We start from the raw sequence: 22,701 nt of genomic DNA on the forward strand, positions 1-22,701 counted from the left end.
GCTTGCCATGGACCGCATGATCTACACCGCGATGACCGGCGCCACCGCGCTGGTGAACCGCCAGCAGGCCATCGCCAACAACCTGGCCAACGTCTCCACCAACGGCTTCCGTGCCGAGTTGTCCACCTACCGCTCGGTGCCTTTGCAGGGCGCTGGCGCCAGCACCCGCGTGATGGCGTTGGAGGCCACGGCCGGCCACCTCGAAACGCCGGGTTCCATGAACTCCACCGGGCGCAACCTCGATGTGGCGGCTGTGGGCAACGCCTACTTTGCGGTGCAGGGGCTGGATGGCCTGGAGGCCTACACGCGGGGGGGAAACCTGCAGGTGGCGGTGGACGGCACGCTCACCAGTGCCACCGGCCTGCCCATGCTGGACGAGGGCGGCGCACCCATTGCCATTCCCGAAAACAGTCAGGTGGCGATTGCGTCCGACGGCTCGGTGTCGGCCCGTGTGGGCAACGAACCCTCGCAATTGTTGGGTCGCATGAAATTGGTCACGCCCACCGACGAAGCCCGAATCAAACGGGGCAACGACGGCCTGTACCGCGCCGCCGACGGGGCGCCGTTGCCGGCCGACCCCGAAGCCCGGCTCAAGGACGGCATGCTCGAAGGCTCCAACGTCAACGCCATCGAGGCCATGGTCGGCATGATCGCCGTGGCCCGCCAGTTCGAGCAGCAGATGCGCCTGCTGCAAACGGCTGAAAAGAACGACCAGACCGCTGCGCAGCTTCTTGGCCTGAACGGCTGATAACGGAGGAACACCATGATCAATTCGCTGCAAATCGCCAAGACCGGCATGCAGGCCCAGCAAACCCAGCTGGACGTGATCTCGCACAACCTGGCCAACGTGGCCACCTCGGGCTTCAAGCGCGGCAACGCGGTGTTCGAGGATCTGATCTACCAGAACCTGCGCCAGGTGGGGGCCAACAGCTCCGACCAATCCAACCTGCCCACCGGCTTGCAACTGGGCCTGGGTGTGCGCACCGTGGCCACAGCCCGCTCCTACACCCAGGGCAGCTTGCAGCAGACCGGCAACAACCTGGACGTGGCCATCAATGGCAACGGCTTTTTCCAGGTGGAGTTGCCCGACGGTTCCACCGCCTACACCCGCGACGGCAGTTTCAAGCTCAGCGCACAAGGCGAGCTGGTCACCAACAGCGGCTACCGCGTGTTGCCGGGCGTCACCATCCAGGACCCGGCCACCCGCGCCGTGACCATCGCGGCCGATGGCACCGTCACCGCCACCGTGGGCAACAACCCCCAGCCCCAGCCCGTGGGGACGCTGGAGCTGGCCACCTTCGTCAACCCGGCCGGCCTGGAGCCGCGCGGGCAGAACATGTTCAGTGAAACCCTTGCCTCGGGCAACGCCACCACCGGCGCACCCGACAGCGAAGGCCTGGGCCCGGTGATGCAGGGCTACCTCGAACAGTCCAACGTGAGTGTGGTGCAGGAGCTGGTCAACATGATCCAGACCCAGCGCGCCTATGAAATGAATTCCAAAGCCATCCAGACCTCGGACCAGATGCTGCAACGCCTGGCCCAGCTCTGATCGCCTGTTGCGGAGCGTTTGCCATGAAAACCGTTTTTCCATTCGCCGGCCGCTTCGGTGCTGCGTTGGGCGCTGCCGGCGTGCTGCTGCTGAGCACGGGTTGCAGCACTTTGTCCCAAATTCCCGATGTCGAAGTGGTCAAGGCCGATCCCATTCGCTGGCCGCAGGCCCCGCGCGCCGGCACGGTCGAAGCCATCCCCAGCGGCAGCCTGTTCGCATCGGCCCAGTACCGGCCCGGGTTTGAAGACCCGCGTGCCCGCCTGGTGGGCGACAGCCTGACCATCCAGATCACCGAGCGGGTGACGGCCAGCCAGAAGTCGTCGTCCAGCGTGAACCGCGCGTCTGGCCTGGAGGGCAGTGTCAGTGCCTTCCCCTTCCTCAAGAGCACCCTGCTGGACAAGCTCAGCGCGGGCGCAGACACCTCGAACACGTTCAGCGGCGACGGTACCACCGACACCGCCAACACCTTCACTGGCGCCATCACTGCCACCGTGGTGGAGGTGCTGCCCAACGGCCACCTGGTGGTGGTGGGTGAAAAGCAGATTGGCGTCAACCAGAACGTGGACGTGCTGCGTTTTTCGGGCACGGTGGACCCGCGCACCATCGCGCCGGGCAACACGGTGCAGTCCACCCAGATCGCGAACACGCGGGTCGAGTCGCGTGGGCGTGGCGCTCAGTTCGATGCGCAGACATTTGGCTGGCTTTCCCGCTTCTTTTTAACGCTTCTGCCCTTTTAAGTTTTTCGACAATCGGTTTCATGGGGTTGGCGCCACACCAATGGCAACCCACCTCAGGGAAAGGTCCCCATGAAACTCATTCGCCCCATCCGCCTTCTGCCTTGCCTGGCCATCATGCTGGGCGCACTGATGGCCCTGCCGGCACAGGCATTGCGCATCAAGGAAGTGGCAGCCGTGCAGGGCGTGCGCAGCAACCAGCTCACCGGCTACGGTCTGGTCGTCGGCCTGGATGGCACGGGTGACCAGAGCACCCAGATGCCTTACACCACACAGAGTCTGGCCAACTACTTGCAGCAAATGGGCATCAGCCTGCCACCGGGGCAGCGCCTGCAGCCCAAAAACGTGGCCGCCGTGCTTGTCACGGCGCAACTGCCGGCGTTTGCGCAGCCCGGGCAGGCGATTGACATCACCGTGTCGTCGGTGGGCAACGCCAAATCGCTGCGCGGCGGCACGCTCATCACCACCCCGCTCAAGGGGGTAGACGGCCAGATTTACGCGCTTGCACAAGGCAACCTGCTGGTGGGCGGGGCAGGGGCTTCGGCCGGTGGCAGCAGCGTCACCATCAACCACCTCAGTGCGGGGCGCATTCCTGGCGGTGGTCAGGTGGAACGGGCCGTGCCCACCCCTTTGGCCCTGGGCGAGACGCTGGACCTGGGGTTGAACGCAGCCGACTTCCAGACCGCGCGCCAGGTGGCGCAGGCCATCAACCAGGCCAAAGGTGCGGGCACCGCGCGTGCGCTGGACGGCCGCCGTGTGCGCGTGCGCGCCCCGGCCGACGCCGACGAGCGGGTGTCCTTTCTGGCCGACATCGAGGAGCTGCCTCTGCAAGGCAGCACACCCGCGGCCAAGGTGGTGGTCAATGCGCGCACCGGCTCCATCGTGGTCAACCAGGCGGTGTCGCTGGGGGCCTGCGCGGTGGCCCACGGCAACCTGTCGGTGAGCATCAGTTCCACGCCCCAGGTGAGCCAGCCCAACCCGCTGTCCACTGGCGGGCAGACGGTGGTGACCGAACAGGCCAGCATCCAGATCAGCCAGGACAAGGGCTCGCTCATCAAGATTGACGCCTCGCCGCAGTTGACCGACGTGGTCAAGGCGCTCAACGCGCTCGGTGCCACACCACAAGATCTGGTCGCGATTTTGCAAGCCATCAAAGCCGCGGGCGCACTCAACGCGGAGCTGGAGGTGATCTGATGAACACGTCCTCAACGGTCTCACTGGGCCTGCAGCGCAGCCTGGCGGCCGATGGCAATTCGCTCAACGACCTCAAGGCGCTGGCCGGCAAGGACGAAAAAGCGGCGCTCAAGGAAACGGCCAAGCAGTTCGAGGCGTTGTTCATGCGCGAGCTGCTCAAGACCATGCGCGAAGCCACCATGAAGTCGGGCCTGCTGGACAACGAACAGGGCAACCTCGGCACCGACCTGCTGGACCAGCAGTACGCCACCCAGATGACCGGGCTGCCGGGCGGGTTGAGCGAGATGATCGAGCGCCAGTTGTCGCAGAAGATTGCGCCGGCCATCGACAAGGTGACCTCGACCGCCGCCGCCGTGGGCCAAGCCGTGCGGAGCACGGTGGACCGCGCCGCCGACAGCGTCAGTGGCGCGGTGGGCAGCCGCCAGCAGCAGTTTGTGGCGCGCCTCAGCGGCGCCGCCCAGCAGGTGGCGCAGGAAGTGGGTATCCCCGCGAGCTACATGCTGGGCCAGGCCGGACACGAAACCGGCTGGGGCCGCAGCGAGATCAAACAAGCCGACGGCAGCAACTCCTTCAACGTGTTCGGCATCAAGGCCGGCAAGGGCTGGACCGGCAAGGTGGCCGAGATCACCACCACCGAATACATCAACGGCCAGGCGCAGAAGGTGAAGGCCAAGTTCCGCGCCTACGACAGCTACCAGGACGCCTTCCGCGACTACGCCAAGCTGATCGGCAACAGCCCGCGCTACGCGCAGGTGATGGACAACCTGCAGTCGGCACAGTCGTTTGCCGCCGGCTTGCAGCGCGCCGGCTACGCGACCGACCCGCAGTACGCGAGCAAGCTCAGCCGCGCCATCAACACCGCGCTCAACCTGCAGCGGGCGCAGGCCTGAGCGCTGGCCCGCACTGAAAGACCGCCATGAGCAGCCTCAACATCGCCAGCCGCGCCCTGACCACCAACCTGGCGGCCATGCAGGTCATTGGCCACAACATCGCCAACGTCAACACCGATGGTTACAGCCGGCAAAACATCCTGCTGGGCACCTCGGGTGGGCAGTTCCTGGGCAATGGCTACTTTGGCAAAGGTGTGGAAATCGAGGGCGTTTCGCGCGCCTATGACAGCTACCTCACACGCGAGGCGCAGATCACGCGTTCGGTGGCTGCTGGTGATGAGGCGCGTTATGCGCGCCTCGAGCAGCTCGAATCGCTGTTTCCGTTGGGCGAAACCAGCCTGGGCGTGACACTCAACAACGCGCTCAACGCCTGGAGTGCCGTGGCCACATCGCCCACCGACACCACCGCACGCACGGTGGTGATTGCCCGGGCAGAAGAGCTCACGGCCCGCCTGCGCGACGTGACCGCCAGCCTGGACGAAACCCGCTTGTCTTCCACCCTGCAGGTGCAGGAAGCGGTGAAAAGCATCAACAGCCTGGCCGAACAAATTGCCCAGGTGAACCAGGCCATCGTGCAGTCGCAGGGCACCGGGCGCTCGCCCAACGACCTGCTGGACCAGCGCGACCAACTGGTGAGCGAGCTCAACCAGTATGTGCAGACCTCCACCGTGCCGGCGGCCGATGGTTCGCTGACGGTGTTTGTGGGGGGCAGCCAGCCGCTGGTGCTGGGCACACGGGTGAGCCCCATGGCGGCCGAGCGCAACCCGGTGGATGGCGACAAGATCGACATCAAGATCTACCAGGCCGGTCAGGCGGCTGAAATCAACGCCGACTTCCTCGGCGGTGGCTCGCTCAGAGGCCTGGTGCGCTTTGTGAATGAAGACCTGCCCGAGAGCTACAACATGCTGGGGCGACTGGCGCTGTCCCTGTCGGAACAGGTCAACGCGCAGCACCGCCTGGGCCTGGATGCCGACGGCGACCCGGGGCAGAATTTTTACCAGATCGAGGGCGCCGACACGCCCGAATCGATCTACAGCTACGGCAGCCCGGCCGGTGCGGTGCAAATCGGTGTCAAGCCCATCGGTGCCGCACCGCCCAACAGCCTGGTGGCCACCATCAGCGACTTCAACGCGCTGCAGCCTTCGGACTACGAGATCCGTTTCACCTCGGCCACCGACGGTACCGTGGTGCGCAAGTCCACCAACGAGACGATCACGTTCACAGGCGCGCCGCCCATCGCCATCGACGGGCTGAGCATTGGACTGGGCACCGGACCGGCCCCTGCCGCTGGCGACCGGTTCTTGCTTCAACCCTACGCGGACGCCGCGCGCAACCTGGGTGTGGCCATTTCGGCGCCCCAGGACGTGGCGGCCGCCAGCTCGGTGCGTGTGGATGTGCCGGCCACCAATGCGGGCAGCCTCCAGGTGGAAAACCTCAGTGCCGTGGGCACCCCGCCGCCGCTGTGGGCCGGCAGCACCATCACCTTCAACAACCTGGGGCAGTACTCGGTGGATGCTGGCCCCTTCGTCAACTTCCAGCCCGGTCAGCCCATCGTGGCCAATGGCTTTGAACTGGTGCTGCGCGGCGTGCCCACCGATGGCGATACCTTCAACATCAGTCCCGCCACGGTGGCCGACGCCGCGCAAAACTTTGGCAACGCACGTGCCATCCTCGGTCTGCGCGATGTCGCGAGTTTTGGCGGTGTGACCCTGGGCGATGGCTACATCCCGGTGTTCTCCACCCTGGCCAACAAGGTGCAGTCTGGCCGCATGGCGGCCGAATTTGCCACCACGGCCGCCACCAACGCCGCCACCGCCCTGGCCAACCGCACCGGCGTCAACCTTGACGAAGAGGCGGCGCGCCTGTTGCAATTCCAGCAGGCCTACCAGGCCTCGGCCAAGTTCTTGCAGGTGGCACAGGGCACCTTCGACACCCTGATCCAGAGCTTCGGCTGACACTTCGCGAGGCAAACACCATGAGCATCTACCGCGTGGCCACCGCCAACACCTTTGACCGCACGATACAAAACATCAACCGGCGCCAGAGCGAACTGGCGCAGGCGCAGGAGCAGTTGTCATCGGGCAAACGCGTCAACCGCGCCAGCGACGACGCGGTGGCCGCCACGCTGGCCGAGCGCGCGCAGAATCGGTTGGCCCGTGTGCAGGCCGACCAGACCGCGCTGGAGGCATCCAAATCGTCGCTCACATTGGTGGAGGCGGGGCTCGGTGAGGCCAACGACCTGATGGTGCGCGCGCGCGAACTGGTGGTGCAGGGCGGCAACCCGGTGCTCACACAGAGCAGCCGTGAAGACTTGGCGCGCCAGCTCGAAGGCCTGCGCGAACAGATGCTGGCCGTGGCCAACCGCACCGACACCGCCGGCATGACCTTGTTCGGCGGTCTGGGCGGCGCAGCGAAGCCGTTTCTCGACATGTATGGCGTGCCGACCGGCGTGCAGTACGAAGGCCAGATCGGCCAATACGCCGCCACCGAAACCGGCCTGCCGCAGGCGGTGGACGGCAACGCGGTGTGGATGCGGGTGGCGCCCGGCAATGGCAACTTCACGGTGTCGCTGGACAACGCCAACCAGGGTTTTGTGCGGGCAGACCAGGGGGTGGTGGTGGACGCAGGCCTGGCCGTGGGCCTGGACACCGGCGCGGGTTATGGCGGTTACCGCATCACCATGGGCGGCACACGCGAGGCGCCCACTTTCGAGATCTTGCGCGAGATCACCGCGCCGCCTTCCACCCAAGCTGTGCCCGGCTTTGTCGGTCCACAACCTTACCAGCCTGGCACCACCATCGAGTTCGACGGCATACAACTCACCCTCACGGGCGACCCCATGGGCATCGGTGACCCGTCGGCGCCTCAGCTGCCCACCGACCCGGTGCCCAACGACGTGGTGCGGCTCACCCCGGTGGACCAGCCCACCGACCTGTTTGCCACCTTCCAGCGCGCCATCGACGCCTTGCGCTACAACGGCACCAACCAGCCGGCCAACATCACCCAGGAGCTGGACCGTGTGCTGGTGGAAATGGACAACGGCAATGACCGCATCCTGGACACGCGGGGCCGCGTGGGCGAGTGGCTCAACCGCGCCGACTCCATGGGCGAGGTGTTTGCCGACAAGGCCTTGTTCCATCAGAAGGAAAAGTCCGATCAGGAAGACCTCGACATGGTTCAGGGCATCTCCGATTTCCAGAACCTGCAGCTGGGCCTGCAGGCCGCACTGCAGTCTTACGGTCAGGTTCAAAAGCTGTCGCTGTTCCAGTACATTGCGTAAAACCACCAGCCCACCGCCTGTGCACCGCGGTGGGCGTCCACTGCCATGTCTCTGAACATCCTCGATCACCTCGGGCTGGCTTACCAGCCCATCTGGGGCGCGCAGCGCCAGTTGGTGGCCGTGCGTCTGCGTGTGCGTGCCTTGCACCCCGAAGTGGTCGATGCCGCCCACCTGCTGCAGTTGTTGTCGGACGAACGACAGCCGCACACACCGCCTTTGCTGGTCTCATTCACAGACCGGCCTTTGCTGCTGCAGGCGCTGGCCGTCTCGCCGCAGGAAGGGCTCTGGCTGGAACTGCCAGACGAGGGCGAATTTGCCACCGATGAGTTGCGTCAGCACGTGCTGTTTGCCCAGCGCATGGGGCACCAGCTGGTGCAGTGTGGGCCCTTGGCCCGCGCCGCGCAGGGCGTGGCTGCGGCCGGGCGAAGCCTGCCCATGCACTTGCTGGACCTGTGGCCCGAAGACGTGGCGCTGGCGCTGCGTTCGGTGGCCGACCGTGGCCAACCGGCATCGGCGCCCCAGGCACGCAGTCCGGTGCTGGCCGGCCACATTTACCAGAACATCGGCAGCAGCGCACTGGCGGCCCATTGCCTGGATGACCGCCGCGCCTGGGGCATTTGTGACTGGCCGGTGGACGACGTGCTGCACCAGCACCGCCACCAGTCCATCGCCTGCGACCGCAATGTGGTGTTGCATGTGCTGCGCGCGTTCGAGCAAGACCTGTCCATGGACGAGGTCGAGAACCGCATTTACCTCGATCCGGTGCTGACCTACCGCATGCTGCGCATGGTCAACTCCGTGGCATTTGGCACCAGCCGCGAGGTGGACTCGGTGCGCCACGCCCTCATGCTGCTGGGGCACAGCAACATGCGCCAGTGGCTCAATGAACAGCTGCTGGCCGCCAGCCTGGAGCCGGCCCTGCGCCCGGTGCGCCATGCCATGGTCTTGCGCGCCCAGCTCATGGACCACCTGATGGACGCCGGCCCCGAACACGACCTGCGTGCCGAAATTCACCTCACCGGGTTGTTCTCCCGCATTGATGGTTTGTTGCAGGAGCCTTTGGCGGACGCGCTGGCGCGCATTCCCTTGTCGGCCCGCGTGACGGATGCGCTGCTCAACCACCATGGCCCTTACGTCAGTTACCTGGACGTGGCGCGCCACATGGAAGACCTCCATGCCATGGGCGATCTGCCGTTGATTTGTCACACCCACGATTTCCGCGTGGATGACGTCAACCGGGCCTTGATCCGCATGTTGTGCCATGTGCGGCACAACCCGGTCTGACACGCGGTTTGAAGCGGGGTCTGAAACCCCTTGCCGGGTGTGAAAATCGGGGCATGACTGCCATCCACACCCGCGCCCTGGTCCTGTTCTCGGGCGGCCAAGACTCCACCACCTGCCTCGCCCACGCCCTGCAACGGTACGGGCATGTTGAAACCCTGGGCTTTGACTACGGTCAGCGCCATCGCGTTGAACTGGATGCCCGGCTGGTGGTGTTGGAGCAACTGCGTGATCAGTTTGCGCCTTGGCGCGACCGTCTGGGCGACGACCACCTGCTCGACGTGGGCGTGCTGGGCCAGGTCAGCGAAACCTCGCTCACGCGCGACATGGCGTTCGAGATGGAAGCCAGTGGCCTGCCCAACACCTTTGTGCCGGGCCGCAACCTGCTGTTTCTGACCCTGGCGGCGGCGTTGGCCTACCGGCGCGGGCTGCAGGTGCTGGTCACCGGTGTGTGTGAAACCGATTTTTCGGGCTACCCCGACTGCCGCGACGACACCATGAAGGCCATGCAGATCGCGCTTTCGCTTGGCATGGACCGGCGCCTGCTGATCGAGACGCCGCTGATGTGGATCGACAAGGCCGAGACCTGGGCGCTGGCGCACACACTGGGCCAACAGAGTGGCGTGCAGGGTGGTGGTCAGGCGCTGGTGGACCTGATCGTGGAGCACACCCACACCTGCTACCTGGGCGACCGCACGCACCGCCAGGCCTGGGGCTACGGCTGCGGGCATTGCCCGGCTTGCGAGCTGCGCGCGCGGGGTTGGGCCGGCTTTCAACCACCGTCATCGCACTGACACACAGTCGTCACGGTCCTTACATCGGTGGTCGGCACAGTGTGTCGGTCGGGGCTCAGACCCCGTCTTGACACACCCCTACCTGGAGTTTTCCCGATGTCCGATTTCATCCGCGACGACGACGGCGCGTCCAACGTTTCGTCCAACGCCCATTTGCACCAGCTGATCGAACGCGAAATCGCGCGCAACCCGGCGCGTCGCAACTTCCTGAAATCGGGCGCCAGCCTGGGCCTGATCGGCATTTTTGGCAGTGCCCTGGCGGCCTGTGGCGGTGGCAGCGATGCGCCGGCACCCGGCACCATCGGCTTCAAGGCGGTGACCACCAGCAGTGGCAGCAGCGTGGTGGTGCCCGAGGGCTACACCGCCGACATCCTGTACCGCTGGGGTGACCCCTGCGTGGCCGGTGCACCCGAATTTGCCACCGACGCCTCGCAAGGTTGGGAAGCGCAGGAAGTGCAATCCGGTGACAACCACGACGGCATCAACTTCTTCCCCATCAACGAGACCAGCGGCCTGCTGGCGATGAACCACGAGTACATCAACCCCGAGTACTTCTTTGCCGTCACCGGCAGCGAAGACTGGTACCACCCCGAAGTGGCAGCCAACACCAAGAAGATGCTGGCGGGCCACGGCGTGTCGGTCATCGAGGTGCGCAAGGGCAGCGATGGCAAGTGGAGCTACGTCAAGAACTCCAGCTACAACCGCCGCATCACCGGCTACACACCCATTACCCTCAGCGGTCCGGCCGCTGGCCACGACTTGCTCAAGACCGCTGCCGACAGCACCGGCACCGAGGCGCTGGGCACGCTCAACAACTGCGGCGCCGGCCAGACACCCTGGGGCACCTACATCACCTGCGAAGAAAACTTCAACGGCTACTTCGGCACCGACGACAGCACGTTCGTGCCCAGCACCCTGCAAAACCGCTATGGCCTGAGCGCCGCCGGTTTTGCCTATGGCTGGCACAAGGGCGATCCCCGCTTTGACCTCGTGGCCAACCCCAACGAGCCACACCGCCACGGCTGGACCGTGGAAATCGACCCCTACACGCCCACGAGCAAGCCCAAAAAACGCACCGCCCTGGGCCGTTTCAAGCATGAGAACGCCGAGTGTGTGCTGTCCAAAAACAACCGCGCGGTGGTGTATTCGGGCGACGACGAGCGCAACGAATACCTCTACAAGTTTGTCAGCGACGGCGTTTACAACCCGGCCAACAAGGCCAGCGGCGCCAACCTGCTCGACAGCGGCACGCTGTACGTGGCCCGCTTCGACGCCGGCACCGTGACCGGTGACAACCAGGGCACCGGCGTGTGGCTGCCGCTGGTCTGGGGTCAGAACGGTCTGACGCCTGAAAACGGTTTTGCCAACCAGGCCGAGGTGCTGATCAAGGCCCGCCAGGCGGCCGACCGCGTGGGCGCCACCATGATGGACCGCCCTGAGTGGGTAGCCGCCAACCCGACCAAGGCCGGCGAGGTGTTTGTGGCTTGCACCAACAACAACCGCCGTGGCAGCAACGACACGCCCAGCAGCAACAAGGCCGACGGCAGCACCACGGCAGGCAGCGCACGCCCGGCGGTGGACGAAGCCAATCCACGCGCCGTCAACAACTGGGGCCATGTGATCCGCTGGAACGAGGCCGGTGCCGACGCCGCCGCCACCACCTTCACCTGGGACATTTTTGTGATCGCCGGCAACCCGGCGCTGGAAGGCGCCAAGAAGGGCTCGACCAACATCACCGCCGCCAACACCTTCAACTCGCCCGACGGCATCCAGGTGGACCCCGAAGGCCGCCTGTGGATTCAGACCGACGGCAGCTTCAACAACACCGGCGACTACGTGGGCCAGGGCAACAACCAGATGCTGGTGGCCGACATCAACACCAAGGCCATCACCCGTTTCCTCGTGGGCCCCGATGGTTGTGAGGTGACAGGCGTGTGCTGGACACCCGATGGCAAGACCATGTTCATCAACATCCAGCACCCGGGTGAAGTGGGCAGCCACCCCAACCGCCCCACCAGCTTCGCGCCCTACAGCGGCATGGACGCCTTCATTGCGAACAACCCCACGGCTTTCTCCAAGTGGCCCGATGGCGCTAGCGCAGGCCGCCCGCGCTCGGCCACGGTGGTGATCCGCAAGAACGACGGTGGCGTGATCGGCACCTGATCACCCGTCTATCCGGCGCCCACAGGGCGCCGGTTTGAGACCAGCCGGCTGACGCTTCAGGTGTTGGCCGGCTTTTGTGTGGGCGGCAGGATGTCCAACACCCGCTCAGCAGGGCGGCACAGCCGCACACCCATTGCCGAGCGCACGATGGGGCGCTGCATCAGGATGGGGTGTTGTTCCAGGGCGTCGAGCAACTGGGCATCGCTCAAGGCTGTGTTGGCCAGGCCCAGCTCGCTGTAGACCGCTTCTTTTTCGCGCAGGATGTCGCGCACGCCCAGCCCCAAGTCGTGCAGCAGCGCCATCAGTTCCGCACGGGTGGGCGGTGTTTTCAGGTACTCGATGACCTGTGGCTCGAAGCCGTTGTCGCGGATCAGCGCCAGCGTGTTGCGCGAGGTGCCGCACTTGGGGTTGTGGTAAATCGTGATGTGGCTCATGCGCCTATTGTCGGCGCGCGTTCACGATGGCCACCAGCGACAGCATCACCGGCACCTCGACCAACACGCCCACCACCGTGGCGAGCGCTGCGCCAGAGTTGAGGCCGAACAAGGAGATGGCGACGGCCACCGCCAGCTCGAAGAAGTTGGAGGTGCCAATCAGGCAGGCAGGCCCGGCCACCTCATGGGGCAGCTTGAGCAGCTTGGCGCCCCACCAGGCAATAAAAAAGATGCCGTAACTCTGCAAGATAAGCGGCACTGCAATCAGCGCAATCACGCCGGGTTGCGCCACGATGGTTTTGGCCTGAAAGCCGAACAGCAGCACCACGGTCGCAATCAATCCCACCACCGACCAAGGCTTGAGTGCGGCCACATACGACGTCAGCGCCTGTTGTGAGCGCAAAAGCAGCAGGTGCCGCGTCAGCATGCCGGCAGCCAGTGGCAGCACCACATACAACACCGTGCTCAGCACCAGGGTTTCCCACGGCACGGTCACGTCGGTCACGCCCAGCAAGAAGGCGGCAATGGGCGCAAATGCAAACACCATGATGAGGTCGTTGACCGACACCTGCACCAGCGTGTAGTTGGCGTCGCCTTTGACCAGCTGGCTCCACACGAACACCATGGCGGTGCACGGTGCCACGCCCAGCAAAATCATGCCGGCGATGTATTCGCTGGCCGATTGTGGGTCCACCCAAGGCGCGAAGAGATACTGGAAGAACAGCACGCCCAGGGCCGCCATGGTGAAGGGCTTGATGAGCCAGTTGACCACCAGCGTGAGCAGCAGGCCCTGTGGGCGCTTGCCCACATCTTTGACCGCGTGCCAGTCGATCTGAATCATCATGGGGTAAATCATCACCCAGATGAACACGGCCACCACCAGGTTGACTTGTGCGTATTCCAGTGCTGCCACCGCCTCGAACAGACCGGGCAGCCACAGCCCCAGGCCTACACCAGCGGCGATGCCCAACGCCACCCACACGGTCAAAAAACGCTCGAACAATCCCATGAAACAACCCCTCGGTGTGCGGACCCGTTTGAAGCCCGTCTGAAATGCACAAGGCCAAGCCTGTCAAGGCCTGGCCCACGTGGTGGTGGCTGGCCGCTCAGCCGCGTTGTGTGGCGATGCTGTGCAGCTCGTTCTGCAGTGACAGCTTGTCCAGTTTTTCGATGGGCAGGTTCACCAGCAGCGCCACGCGGGTGCGCAGGGTGATGAACACCGAGGTGAAGGCGCGTTGCTTGTCGTCCTCACTGCCTTCGACTTGGACCGGATCTTCCACCCCCCAGTGCGCCGACATGGGTTGACCGGGCCACACCGGGCACACCTCTCCAGCGGCCTTGTCGCACACCGTCAGCACAAAGTCCATCACGGGGGCGCCGGGCTGGGCAAACTCGTCCCAGTTTTTGCTGCGCAACCCGTCGGTGCGAAAACGGTTGCGCTCCAGCAGATCCAGCGCATACGGGTTGACGCTGCCCGCAGGGTGGCTGCCGGCGCTGTGGCCTCGAAAAATGCCGCCGCCCAGCTGGTTGAGCACGGCCTCGGCCATGATGCTGCGGGCCGAGTTGCCGGTACACAGAAACAGCACGTTGTAGGTGCGAGTGGGCATGGATAAGTCCTGGTGGTGAATCAAAAACTCAGCATTGAGCGCAAGCCGGCGCGGCCACGCTCAGGCATGGCTGGCCCTGGCAGCACTCGGCGGTCAAAAAAGCCAGCAGCGCGTCCATGGCGCTGAACTCGGCCCGGTAGATGAGGTGTCGGCCCTCGCGCTCGGACCGCACCAAACCCGCGTGGCTGAGTTCCTTGAGGTGGAACGACAGGGCCGTGGGCGCCACCCCCAGGGTGTCGGCCATGTGGCCCGGTGTGAGCCCGTCTTGACCGGCCACCACCAGCAGGCGGAACAGTTTCAAACGGGTCTCTTGTGCCAGGGCGCCCAGGGCCTTCACGGCGTCGTGTTCGTTCATGTTTGGGTCTCCGGCAGGTACAGGGTGAACAGCCAGCACAGCACCAGCATGGCGGCCGATCCGATCAGCGCGTACAACAGCCCGCCCCACTGGTACAGCAGGCCCGAGAGCAAGGTGCCCAGAAAGCGGCCCAGCGCGTTGGCGGCGTAATAGAAACCCACGTCCTCGGCCGCCTTTTCGGAGCCGGCATAGGCCAGCACCAGGTACGAGTGCACGGACGAGTTGACCGCAAACGCCACCCCAAACAGGCCCAGGCCACCCACCACCACCCATTGCAGGTGGGGCACGTCCAGCCAGACCGCTGCGGCCAAGGCCATGGGCACCAAGGCCAGCACGGCCGACCACAGGCGGGCGGCGGGCACCTCGGTGCTCAGGCCGTCGGCGCTGCGCTTAACGATGGCCGGCGCCAGTGCCTGCACCAGGCCATAGCCAATCGTCCACGCCGCCAGAAAGCCGCCCACCATGGTGAAGGTCCAGCCCTGCGAATAGAGGAACACCGGCACACCGACCACAAACCACACATCGCGTGCGCCGAACAGCACCACCCGCGCCGCAGCGAGGCCGTTGATGCCAGCGTTTTTGGCGAACAGTTCCTTGGCGCTTTGGGAGGCCTTGCTTCGGCCCATCAGGGTCGGCAAAGACGTGACCACGCCCAACAACACCAGGGCCAGCAGACCCGCCATCAGCCACAGCGCGTGCTGAAAGCCCAGCGTCTGTAACAACACGCCACCCAGGAAAAAGCCGAAACCCTTCATCGCGTTCTTGCTGCCGGTGAACCACGCCACCCACTTGAAGAGCTGGCCGTTGTCGCCCGTCTCGCCTTGTTCCTTGGCCGCCGCTTGTGTCACCTTGATGGCCGATTTGCTCGCGGTTTTGGTCAGGTCTTTGGCCACGCCACAAATGCCCTGCGCCAGCACCACCCAGGCCACCGACATGGCCGCGGTCCAGGCGGGGTTGAGCAGCGACAACACCGTGAAGCCCACGATCTGGGTCGTCAGGCCCACGGTCAACATGCGGGTGATGCCATAACGTGTGGCCAGCCAGCCGCCAATCAGGTTGGCCAGCACACCGGCCGCCTCGTACAGCAGAAACAGAAACGCCAGCGTGAACGGCGAGTAGCCCAGGCGGTAGAAGTGCAACAGCACCAGCATGCGCAGCGCGCCATCGGTGAGGGTGAACCCCCAGTAGGCGGCGGTGACGACTGTGTAGTTGCGCGCAGCGTGTTGCATGTTCAGATGCCCCTCACACGCCGACCTGTTGCATGTGGCAAGCCAGGTCCACCATGCGACAGGCGTAGCCCATCTCGTTGTCGTACCAGGCATAGACCTTGAGCAGCGTGCCGTCGGTCACCATGGTGGACGGCGCATCCACGATGGACGAACGCGTGTCGCGGGCGTAGTCGGCACTGACCAGTGGGCGCTCTTCAAAGCCCAGGATGCCGGCCAGATAAGTTTGCGACGCCTCCTTGAACAGCGCATTCACTTCGTCTGCGGTGGTGTCGCGTTGCAGTTCAAACACGCAGTCGGTCAGCGATGCATTGAGCACCGGCGCGCGCACCGCGTGGCCGTTGAGCTTGCCCTTCAACTCCGGGTAGATGAGCGTAATCGCCGTGGCGCTGCCCGTGGTGGTGGGCGCCAGGCTTTCCATTGCGCTGCGGGCGCGGCGCAGGTCTTTGTGCGGCGCATCCACCACCAGATTGGTGTTGGTGGGGTTGTGGATGGTGGTGATTTGGCCGTGTTTGATGCCAATGTGCTCGTGCACCACCTTCACCACCGGCGCCAGACAGTTGGTGGTGCAGGACGCGGCCGTGACGATGGCGTGCTGTGCCGGGCTGTACAGCGTGTGGTTGACACCGACCACGATGTTGAGCACGCCGCCCACCTTGACGGGTGCGGCCACGATGACCCGTTTGGCGCCCCGGTCCAGGTGGCCTTGCAGGGTGTCGGGCGTGAGGAACTTGCCGGTGCATTCCAGCACGACTTCCACACCCAGGTCGCCCCACGGCACCTCGGCTGCTGTGGCGTGAGCGCTGAAGGACAGCCGTTGGTCGTCTATGCAGATGGTTTCGTCGCCTTCGGACCGGATGTTGGCCCGCCACTTGCCCTGCACCGAGTCAAACGCCAGCAAATGCGCCGTGGTTGCGGCGCCACCTTTGATCTCGTTGAGGTGCACCACCTCCAGCCGGTTGCCCACCCGTGGATCGTCGCTCGGGCGCTCGGCCGCACCCAAGGCAGCGCGCAGCGCCAGGCGCCCGATGCGGCCCATGCCGTTGATGCCCACTTTCATGTGTGTGCTCCTGTTTCAACAATCAAAGAATCATTGAAATATAGCGGGGCAACGTGACGGTTCCATGACACGGCCCGCAAGGTGTGCGCGTGCTGTGTGTGGGCCTGCGGCTGGTGATAATGCCTGCATGAGTTCCCTTTCCAAGCTGTCTGTCCGGCTGTCGCTGTGTGCGCTGGCCGCCGTCTTGGGCGCCTGTGGTGGTGGCAGTGATTCGGCCAGCACCGACCCGGCCACGCCCACCCCCACCGAGCCTGTTCCAACCGAGCCCAGCGGGGCCGACCCTTTGCTGGCGCAGCAGTGGCACCTGTTTAACACGGGCCAAAGTGGCGGCACCCCCGGCAGCGATCTGAGCCTGGGCAGCCTGGGCGAGCGTGGCAACGGCATCAAAGTGGCGGTGGTGGACGGTGCGGTGCAGATCGGCCACCCCGACCTGGTGCCCAACCTCTTGGCTGGCCTGAGCCACAACTACGCCACCGGCAGTGCCGACCCCAGCCCATCGCCAGCCGCCAGCGGCCAGGCCTTTGACGACAACGTGGGCGGCCCGGACGACGCCCATGGCACGGCGGTGGCGGGCATCTTGCTGGCGCGTGACAACAATGCTTACGGTGGGCGTGGCGTGGCACCGCGTGCGCAGCTGATGGCCTTCAACCCCCTGATCCAGTCCACCGATGTGAACATGGCCGATGCCATGGCGCGTGCCTGGCAGGGTGGGGCGGCTGTGGTCAACAACAGCTGGGGCCCGCCCGATCCCGCCAGCGGCGGCACCGGCTCGTTCTACCGCGCCTCGCCCCTGTGGCAGCAAGCCGTGTTGCAAGGGGTGGCACAAGGCCGGGGTGGCCTGGGCACCGTGTACCTGATCGCTTCCGGCAACGGGGGGGCCAGTGGCGATGACGCCAACCGCGACGGCTATGCCAACTTCCGCGCGGTGCTGGCGGTGGGCGCGGTGGACGACCACAACCGTCCCACCAGCTACACCGAACGGGGTGCCAACGTGCTGGTGGCCGCGCCTTCGGGCAACGTGGTGGGGCGTTTCCAAAGCACGGCGGGCGTGCTCACAACCGACATTGCTGGGCCACGCGGCTACGCCGACGCCTCCTCCATCACGGGTGCCGATCACACCGCCTTTTTTGACGGCACCTCGGCCAGCACGCCCATGGTGGCCGGTGTGGTGGCCCTGATGCTGCAAGCCAACCCGAACCTGAGCTGGCGCGACGTGCGCTGGATCCTGGCGGCCACCGCACAAAGCGCCAGCCTGGGCGCGGGACAGCCAGCGGCGGTGCCTTCTGCCATGAACGGCCATGGTTTTCAGTCGCAGGTGGGGTTTGGTCGCGTCAACGCCACGGCGGCGGTGGACATGGCGCGTGGATTCAGCACGCTTGGCGCTGAGCGCACCTGCGTTTCCGGCAGCCTGCCCGGTGGCGCGGTGCTGGTGGACGACAGCCTTTCCCCGCAGACCTTGACCTGGAATGCCGGCAGCTGCTCGCTCAATGTGGTGGAACAGGTCACATTGCGCCTGGTCAGCGACCACACCTACACGGGCGATTTGCGGGTTTCGTTGCGCAGTCCGGCAGGGCGGCTCAGCGAACTCAGCGTGCCACACAACTGCCGGGAGTCGATTTGCGCTTCGTTGCTCAGCGGGTTCAGCTTTGGCAGCGTGCGCCACATGGGCGAAGCCGCGCGTGGCAACTGGACGCTGCAGGTGAGCGATGAACAAGCGCTGGACACAGGCCGTGTCCTTTCATGGGAGGTGGTGTTGTATGGTCACTGAACACATGTGGGCCCGTCGGCTCGGGGGTTGGGTGTTGTCTGCGTCGCTGGTGATGGCTATGGGTTGCGCACACGCACAAAAGGCAACGCCCGTGCAGTGGTTTGACGGCCAAACCTGGCAGACCAGCACCGATACCCAAGGCGCGGCCCAGGCCGCAGGTGGGGTGGTGGTGGTGGCGCCTGTGGCCCAGGCAGCGGCCTTGCATGCGGCCTTGGTGGGCAAGGGGCTCAGCCCCCGGCCGTTGGCGGTGGCCGGCGCCTATGAGCTGGCCACGCCGCCCGGTGGTGAGGCGCTGTTGCTCACCCACCGCCTGGCCGATCTGCCCGAGCTGATCCAGGCGCCCGTGCAAGTGGCGCCCAACTGGCGCGCCAGCTTGCGTCCGCGCTGACCGAACCGCGCCGCCAGCACTCAACGAACGGCCCAATGGCGTTCGTGGAAGGCGGCCACACTCGGTCGGTGGGCGATGGACACCAGCGCCCCGTTTTCCGCAAGCGCCATGGCGCGCAAGCGTTCGTACAGCGTTTTTTCGGCAGCTTCGTCAAGTGCGCTGGTGGCCTCGTCGGCAAACAGCCAGCGCGGGCGTTTGAGCAGCGCGCGTGCGATGGCCAGCCGCTGCTGTTCGCCGCCCGACAGCTTCAGACCCCAGGTGTTGTGTTCGTCCAGGCGCGCGACCAGCTGGGGCAGCAAGGCATCGGTCAGCGCTTGTTTCAGCGCGTCGTCGCTGTAGTCGCTGGCCTGGCCAGGGTAGGCCAGGGCTTCGCGCAGGCTGCCGTGGGGGAAATAGGGGCGCTGCGGCAGGAACATGGCGCGCTGCTCAAAATCGACAGGCCGCTGCACCGCGCCGCGTGCCCAGGGCCAGATGCCTGCGATCACCCGGAACAAGGTCGATTTGCCGCTGCCCGAGGGGCCTGTGACCAGCACACTTTCACCCGGTCCGGCCGACCAGCGCAATCCGTTCAACAGCTCCGCGCCGTGAGGGAGCAAGATGTCCAGGCCATCGGTGGCAAAACCCTCGCCCTGGGTGGCGCCAACCGTTGTCTCGGCCGCGTCGTCGGTCAGTTGCGTCAGGCTCTGCTCGAAACCGGTCAAACGGTCGGTGGTGGCGCGCCAGCTGGCCAGCCGGTCGTAGTTGTCCACAAACCACGACAGCGAATCCTGCACTCGGCCAAAGGCGCTGGCGATCTGCATCAGTTCGCCCAGCTGGATGGCGCCGCTGAAAAAACGCGGCGCCGCCACGATGAAGGGAAACACCACCGCCGCCTGCCCAAAACCGACGGTGAACCAGGTCAGACGCTTCTGGGCGCGGATGAGCGCCAGGTAGTTGCTCAGCACGTCGCCAAAACGCTGTCCGAGGTGGCGGCGTTCCACTGGGCCACCTTGGTCGAGTGCGATGGACTCGCTGTACTCGCGCACCCGCACCATGTGGTGGCGGAAGTCGGCCTCACGGCGCTGCTGCTCGAAGTTCAGGCCAATCAGCGGGCGGCCGATGTAGTGGCTCAGCACGCTGCCGATCAGGCAGTACACCACCGCCATCCAGACCATGAAACCCGGGATTTCAAAGGACGCGCCGTTGAAGTCAAACGCGAAGGCGCCCGACAGGCCCCACAGGATGCCCACAAAACTCACCAGGGTGACCACCGCGTTGAGCAGGCCCATGCTGAGCGACACGGTGTAGCTGGTGAACAGGTTGAGGTCTTCCTGTATGCGCTGGTCGGGGTTGTCGGGCGGGCTGTCGGCGCCCTGGGCGTAGCGCATCAGTTCCAGCTGGTAGAAGGCGCGGTGCCGCAGCCAGCGGTCGAGGTAGTGGCCGGTCAACCACGTGCGCCAACGCACCTCCAGCAGTTGCGTGAGATAGAACTTGTAGACCGCGATGACGATGAAGCCGAAGGCCAGGTAGGTGAAGCGGCCCAGTTCGCGCCAGAACACGACTTGGTCTTTGTTTTGCAGGGCGTCGTAGAACAGCCGGTTCCAGTCGTTGAGCAGCACCAGCATGTAAACCGAGGCGAGGTTGAGCGCCACGATGGCCGCGAGCAGGCCACGCGCCTTCCATTTCTGGTTGGACTGGAAATAGGGCAGGGTCAGGCGCAGGGCCTGGCCCGCAAATTGGCGGAAGGCCTGGCGTTTGGACAGGGTGGTCATGGGTTGGAAATGCCGCTGGCCACATGGCCGGCGGGCACGTGGCGCGCGGCCGACTCGATGTGACCGGTCTGGTCGTCAAAGAAGAAATCGGGCTCGAACTCGCGCAGGAATTCGCCCTTGTCCAGCCCACCCAGGAACATGGCCTCATCGACCTCGATGTTCCAGTCCATCAGGGTGCGGATGGCGCGCTCGTGTGCGGGGGCGCTGCGGGCGGTCACCAGCGCGGTGCGGATGCGCATGTGGGGCGTGCCCTCCTGCTGCAGGCGGTGCAAGGCTTCCAGCAGGGGCTTGAAGGGGCCACCGGGCAGGGGCTGGGAGGCCTTGCTGGCCTCGTGCCGCTGAAAAGCGCCCAAGCCCTGTGCCTGGTAGACACGCTCGGCTTCGTCGGAAAACAGCACCGCATCGCCGTCGAATGCGATGCGCACTTCATGCGGGTGGGTGTCGCCCGCGTGCACCGAGCGCGGGTACACCTGCGCGGCGGGCACACCGGCGTCCAGCGCGGCACGCACATCGCTCAGGTGGGCGGACAAAAACAGGTTGGCCTTGAGCGGGCGCAGATAACGCCAGGGCGGCTGGCCGCGCGTGAAGCTGCCTCGCTCGATGGGCAGGCCATAGTGTTGGGCCGAGCGGAACACCCGCATGCCCGACACCGGGTCGTTGCGCGACAGGATCACCACCTCCACCCGCTGGGCGCCCACGTCGTTGAAGCTCAGCAGCTTGCGCACCATGGAGAAGGCCACGCCCGGGCGCGCGGGTTGCTCCACGCGTTCGAGCTGCAGCTTCATGTAAGCGCGGTCGTCGGTCTGTTCAAAGACCTCGTTCTCTTCTTCGAAGTCGAACAGGGCACGCGAGGAAATCGCCACCACCAGCTTGCCGTCGAGGGTTGCACCCATTTAGAAGCCTTTCAGGAATGAGGATCGGGCCGCCGCCGGGCCGCTCCCAAGGCGGCCCAGCCCCCTCGGGGGGCAGCGACCCGCGCAGCGGTGGAGCGTGGGGGCGTCATTTCACCAACTGATTCAACTCGATGATGGGCATGAGCACCGCCAGCACGATGAGCATGACGACCATACCCATGCCGACGATCAGCAGGGGCTCCAGCAGGGTGGCGAACTGCATGGCGCGGCGCTGCACCTCTTCGCCCAGCTGTTTGGCCGCGCGCTCCAGCATCACGGGCAGCTGGCCGGTTTGTTCGCCCAGGCGCGCAAACATGGCCACCAGGCCGGGGAAGCGTTTTTTTCCGCCGATGGCCGAAGCGAGTGGCGCACCTTCGCGCACCAGCACCAGTGCATCGAGCGCGTCGGCCCGCATGGCCCGGTTGCCCAGGGTTTCGGCGGCCGTCTGCAAGGCTTTCAGAATCGGCACGCCGGCACCGGCCAGCATCGCCAGCGTGGCGGCAAACCGCGCCGCGTTGTAGCTGCGCGCCAGCCGTCCGATCAGCGGCAGGCGCAGCCAGGCAGCGTCCAGTTTTTCGCGCAGGGCGGGTTGGCGGCGTGCCCACCACACGCCAGCCACGGCCGAGGCAGCGATCAAGGCCAGCAGCCAGCCGTATTCGCGCACCACCGCACTGATGCCCAACATGACGCGTGTGAGCAGGGGCAGGGCGCGCTGGTTGCCGGAAAACACCGCCGCCACCTGCGGCACCACGTAGGCCAGCAGAAACAGGACGATGAGCACCGCCACCGCGCTGACGATGGCGGGGTACAGCGCCGCGCCAATGAGTTTGTTGCGCAAGGCCTCGCGCGATTCGAGGTCGTCGGCGAGGCGTTCGAGCACCGTGCCCAGTTGGCCACTTTGTTCGCCGGCCGCCACCACCGCCGTGTAGGTGGCCGAGAACTCGCGCGTGTGCTGGCCCAGCGCCCGCGCGAAGGCCGAGCCGGCGTTGACCTCGGCGCGCAGTGTGGCCACCAGCCGCTGCTGGCGTTCGGTGTCGGCTTCGTCCGCCAGGGCCGCCAGCGCGCGCTCCAGCGGTAAATCGGCTGCCACCAGGCCGGCCAGCTGCCGCGTCCACACCGCCAGACCGGTGCTGCTGAACACGCGCTGTGTCCACCAGCCAGTGGCGGGTGTATCCACTGCGTTGGCGTCGGCCATGGCCGGTTCCACCTTGAGCGGCACCAGGCCCCGCGTGCGCAGGGCGCTGCGTGCTGCGCGCACGGTGTCGGCGTCGAGCAGGCCTTTCAGTGCCTTGCCGTCAGCGTCGATGGCTTCGAAGGTGTAGGCGGGCATGGAC

General features: G+C 65.6%; 21 protein-coding genes. 12 read left to right on the plus strand and 9 right to left on the minus strand.

The features are described from left to right. The first annotated feature begins 7 nt into the window (after positions 1-7). From flgF to ACFQU0_RS11920, 10 genes are all read left to right on the plus strand, one after another. Positions 8-748, plus strand: coding sequence for a flagellar basal-body rod protein FlgF (flgF, locus tag ACFQU0_RS11875; RefSeq protein ID WP_382200989.1), 741 nt, complete (start codon positions 8-10; stop codon positions 746-748). Positions 749-763: 15 nt separating this feature from the next. After that, a complete protein-coding gene (flgG, locus tag ACFQU0_RS11880) occupies positions 764-1,549 on the plus strand; it encodes a flagellar basal-body rod protein FlgG (protein WP_382200991.1) in 786 nt (261 codons plus the stop codon). 23 nt (positions 1,550-1,572) lie between these two features. Continuing rightward, positions 1,573-2,286: a flagellar basal body L-ring protein FlgH gene (locus tag ACFQU0_RS11885; RefSeq protein WP_382200993.1), complete on the plus strand. Its 714-nt coding sequence runs from the start codon at positions 1,573-1,575 to the stop codon at positions 2,284-2,286. 69 nt (positions 2,287-2,355) lie between these two features. Then, entirely contained in the window at positions 2,356-3,477 is a 1,122-nt protein-coding gene (locus ACFQU0_RS11890) for a flagellar basal body P-ring protein FlgI (protein WP_382200995.1), read from the plus strand. Next, positions 3,477-4,367, plus strand: coding sequence for a flagellar assembly peptidoglycan hydrolase FlgJ (gene flgJ, locus ACFQU0_RS11895; RefSeq protein WP_382200997.1), 891 nt, complete (start codon positions 3,477-3,479; stop codon positions 4,365-4,367). The genes ACFQU0_RS11890 and flgJ overlap by 1 nt, the downstream gene beginning before the upstream one ends. A 26-nt stretch (positions 4,368-4,393) precedes the next feature. After that, a complete protein-coding gene (flgK, locus tag ACFQU0_RS11900; protein WP_382200999.1) occupies positions 4,394-6,322 on the plus strand; it encodes a flagellar hook-associated protein FlgK in 1,929 nt (642 codons plus the stop codon). Positions 6,323-6,342: 20 nt separating this feature from the next. After that, positions 6,343-7,647, plus strand: a complete 1,305-nt coding sequence (gene flgL, locus ACFQU0_RS11905) for a flagellar hook-associated protein FlgL (protein ID WP_382201001.1) — start codon at positions 6,343-6,345, stop codon at positions 7,645-7,647. Positions 7,648-7,692: 45 nt separating this feature from the next. Then, a complete protein-coding gene (locus ACFQU0_RS11910) occupies positions 7,693-8,931 on the plus strand; it encodes an HDOD domain-containing protein (RefSeq protein ID WP_382201003.1) in 1,239 nt (412 codons plus the stop codon). Positions 8,932-8,993: 62 nt separating this feature from the next. Then, positions 8,994-9,722 carry a 7-cyano-7-deazaguanine synthase QueC gene (gene queC / locus ACFQU0_RS11915; protein WP_382201157.1) on the plus strand — a complete coding sequence of 243 codons (729 nt, stop codon included), beginning with the start codon at positions 8,994-8,996 and terminating at the stop codon, positions 9,720-9,722. 96 nt (positions 9,723-9,818) lie between these two features. Then, positions 9,819-11,885, plus strand: coding sequence for a PhoX family protein (locus tag ACFQU0_RS11920; RefSeq protein WP_382201005.1), 2,067 nt, complete (start codon positions 9,819-9,821; stop codon positions 11,883-11,885). Between the two features lie 56 nt (positions 11,886-11,941). Here ACFQU0_RS11920 and arsC read toward each other — a convergent pair whose 3' ends face one another. From arsC to ACFQU0_RS11950, 6 genes are all read right to left on the minus strand, one after another. Further along, positions 11,942-12,319 (minus strand): arsenate reductase (glutaredoxin), encoded by a 378-nt coding sequence (gene arsC / locus ACFQU0_RS11925; RefSeq protein ID WP_382201006.1) that lies wholly within the window; start codon positions 12,317-12,319, stop codon positions 11,942-11,944. 4 nt (positions 12,320-12,323) lie between these two features. Continuing rightward, the gene (arsB, locus tag ACFQU0_RS11930; protein WP_382201008.1) at positions 12,324-13,328 is read right to left on the minus strand and encodes an ACR3 family arsenite efflux transporter; all 1,005 of its coding nucleotides are present in this window, start codon (positions 13,326-13,328) and stop codon (positions 12,324-12,326) included. A gap of 97 nt (positions 13,329-13,425) precedes the next feature. Continuing rightward, positions 13,426-13,926 carry an arsenate reductase ArsC gene (locus ACFQU0_RS11935; RefSeq protein ID WP_382201010.1) on the minus strand — a complete coding sequence of 167 codons (501 nt, stop codon included), beginning with the start codon at positions 13,924-13,926 and terminating at the stop codon, positions 13,426-13,428. A 28-nt stretch (positions 13,927-13,954) separates the two neighbouring features. Beyond that, positions 13,955-14,281, minus strand: a complete 327-nt coding sequence (locus ACFQU0_RS11940) for an ArsR/SmtB family transcription factor (RefSeq protein ID WP_382201012.1) — start codon at positions 14,279-14,281, stop codon at positions 13,955-13,957. Further along, complete coding sequence (arsJ, locus tag ACFQU0_RS11945) at positions 14,278-15,510, minus strand: organoarsenical effux MFS transporter ArsJ (protein ID WP_382201014.1); 1,233 nt, start codon at positions 15,508-15,510, stop codon at positions 14,278-14,280. Before arsJ ends, ACFQU0_RS11940 begins: the two co-directional genes overlap by 4 nt. A gap of 13 nt (positions 15,511-15,523) precedes the next feature. After that, the gene (locus tag ACFQU0_RS11950; RefSeq protein WP_382201016.1) at positions 15,524-16,567 is read right to left on the minus strand and encodes an ArsJ-associated glyceraldehyde-3-phosphate dehydrogenase; all 1,044 of its coding nucleotides are present in this window, start codon (positions 16,565-16,567) and stop codon (positions 15,524-15,526) included. 127 nt (positions 16,568-16,694) lie between these two features. On the opposite strand from ACFQU0_RS11950, the gene ACFQU0_RS11955 reads away from it, so the two are divergent. Together ACFQU0_RS11955 and ACFQU0_RS11960 are read left to right on the plus strand one after the other, a co-directional pair. After that, positions 16,695-18,335, plus strand: a complete 1,641-nt coding sequence (locus ACFQU0_RS11955; RefSeq protein ID WP_382201017.1) for a S8 family serine peptidase — start codon at positions 16,695-16,697, stop codon at positions 18,333-18,335. Positions 18,336-18,426: 91 nt separating this feature from the next. Continuing rightward, a complete protein-coding gene (locus ACFQU0_RS11960; RefSeq protein WP_382201018.1) occupies positions 18,427-18,723 on the plus strand; it encodes a hypothetical protein in 297 nt (98 codons plus the stop codon). A 20-nt stretch (positions 18,724-18,743) separates the two neighbouring features. Here ACFQU0_RS11960 and ACFQU0_RS11965 read toward each other — a convergent pair whose 3' ends face one another. From ACFQU0_RS11965 to gspF, 3 genes are all read right to left on the minus strand, one after another. After that, a complete protein-coding gene (locus ACFQU0_RS11965) occupies positions 18,744-20,474 on the minus strand; it encodes an ABC transporter ATP-binding protein/permease (RefSeq protein ID WP_382201020.1) in 1,731 nt (576 codons plus the stop codon). Then, complete coding sequence (locus ACFQU0_RS11970) at positions 20,471-21,367, minus strand: 5'-nucleotidase (RefSeq protein ID WP_382201022.1); 897 nt, start codon at positions 21,365-21,367, stop codon at positions 20,471-20,473. The genes ACFQU0_RS11965 and ACFQU0_RS11970 overlap by 4 nt, the downstream gene beginning before the upstream one ends. Before the next feature lie 106 nt (positions 21,368-21,473). Beyond that, entirely contained in the window at positions 21,474-22,697 is a 1,224-nt protein-coding gene (gspF, locus tag ACFQU0_RS11975; protein WP_382201023.1) for a type II secretion system inner membrane protein GspF, read from the minus strand. Positions 22,698-22,701: the final 4 nt, after the last annotated feature.

The organism is Hydrogenophaga defluvii, from assembly GCF_042665235.1.
GTDB classification, from domain to species: domain Bacteria; phylum Pseudomonadota; class Gammaproteobacteria; order Burkholderiales; family Burkholderiaceae_C; genus Hydrogenophaga; species Hydrogenophaga defluvii_A.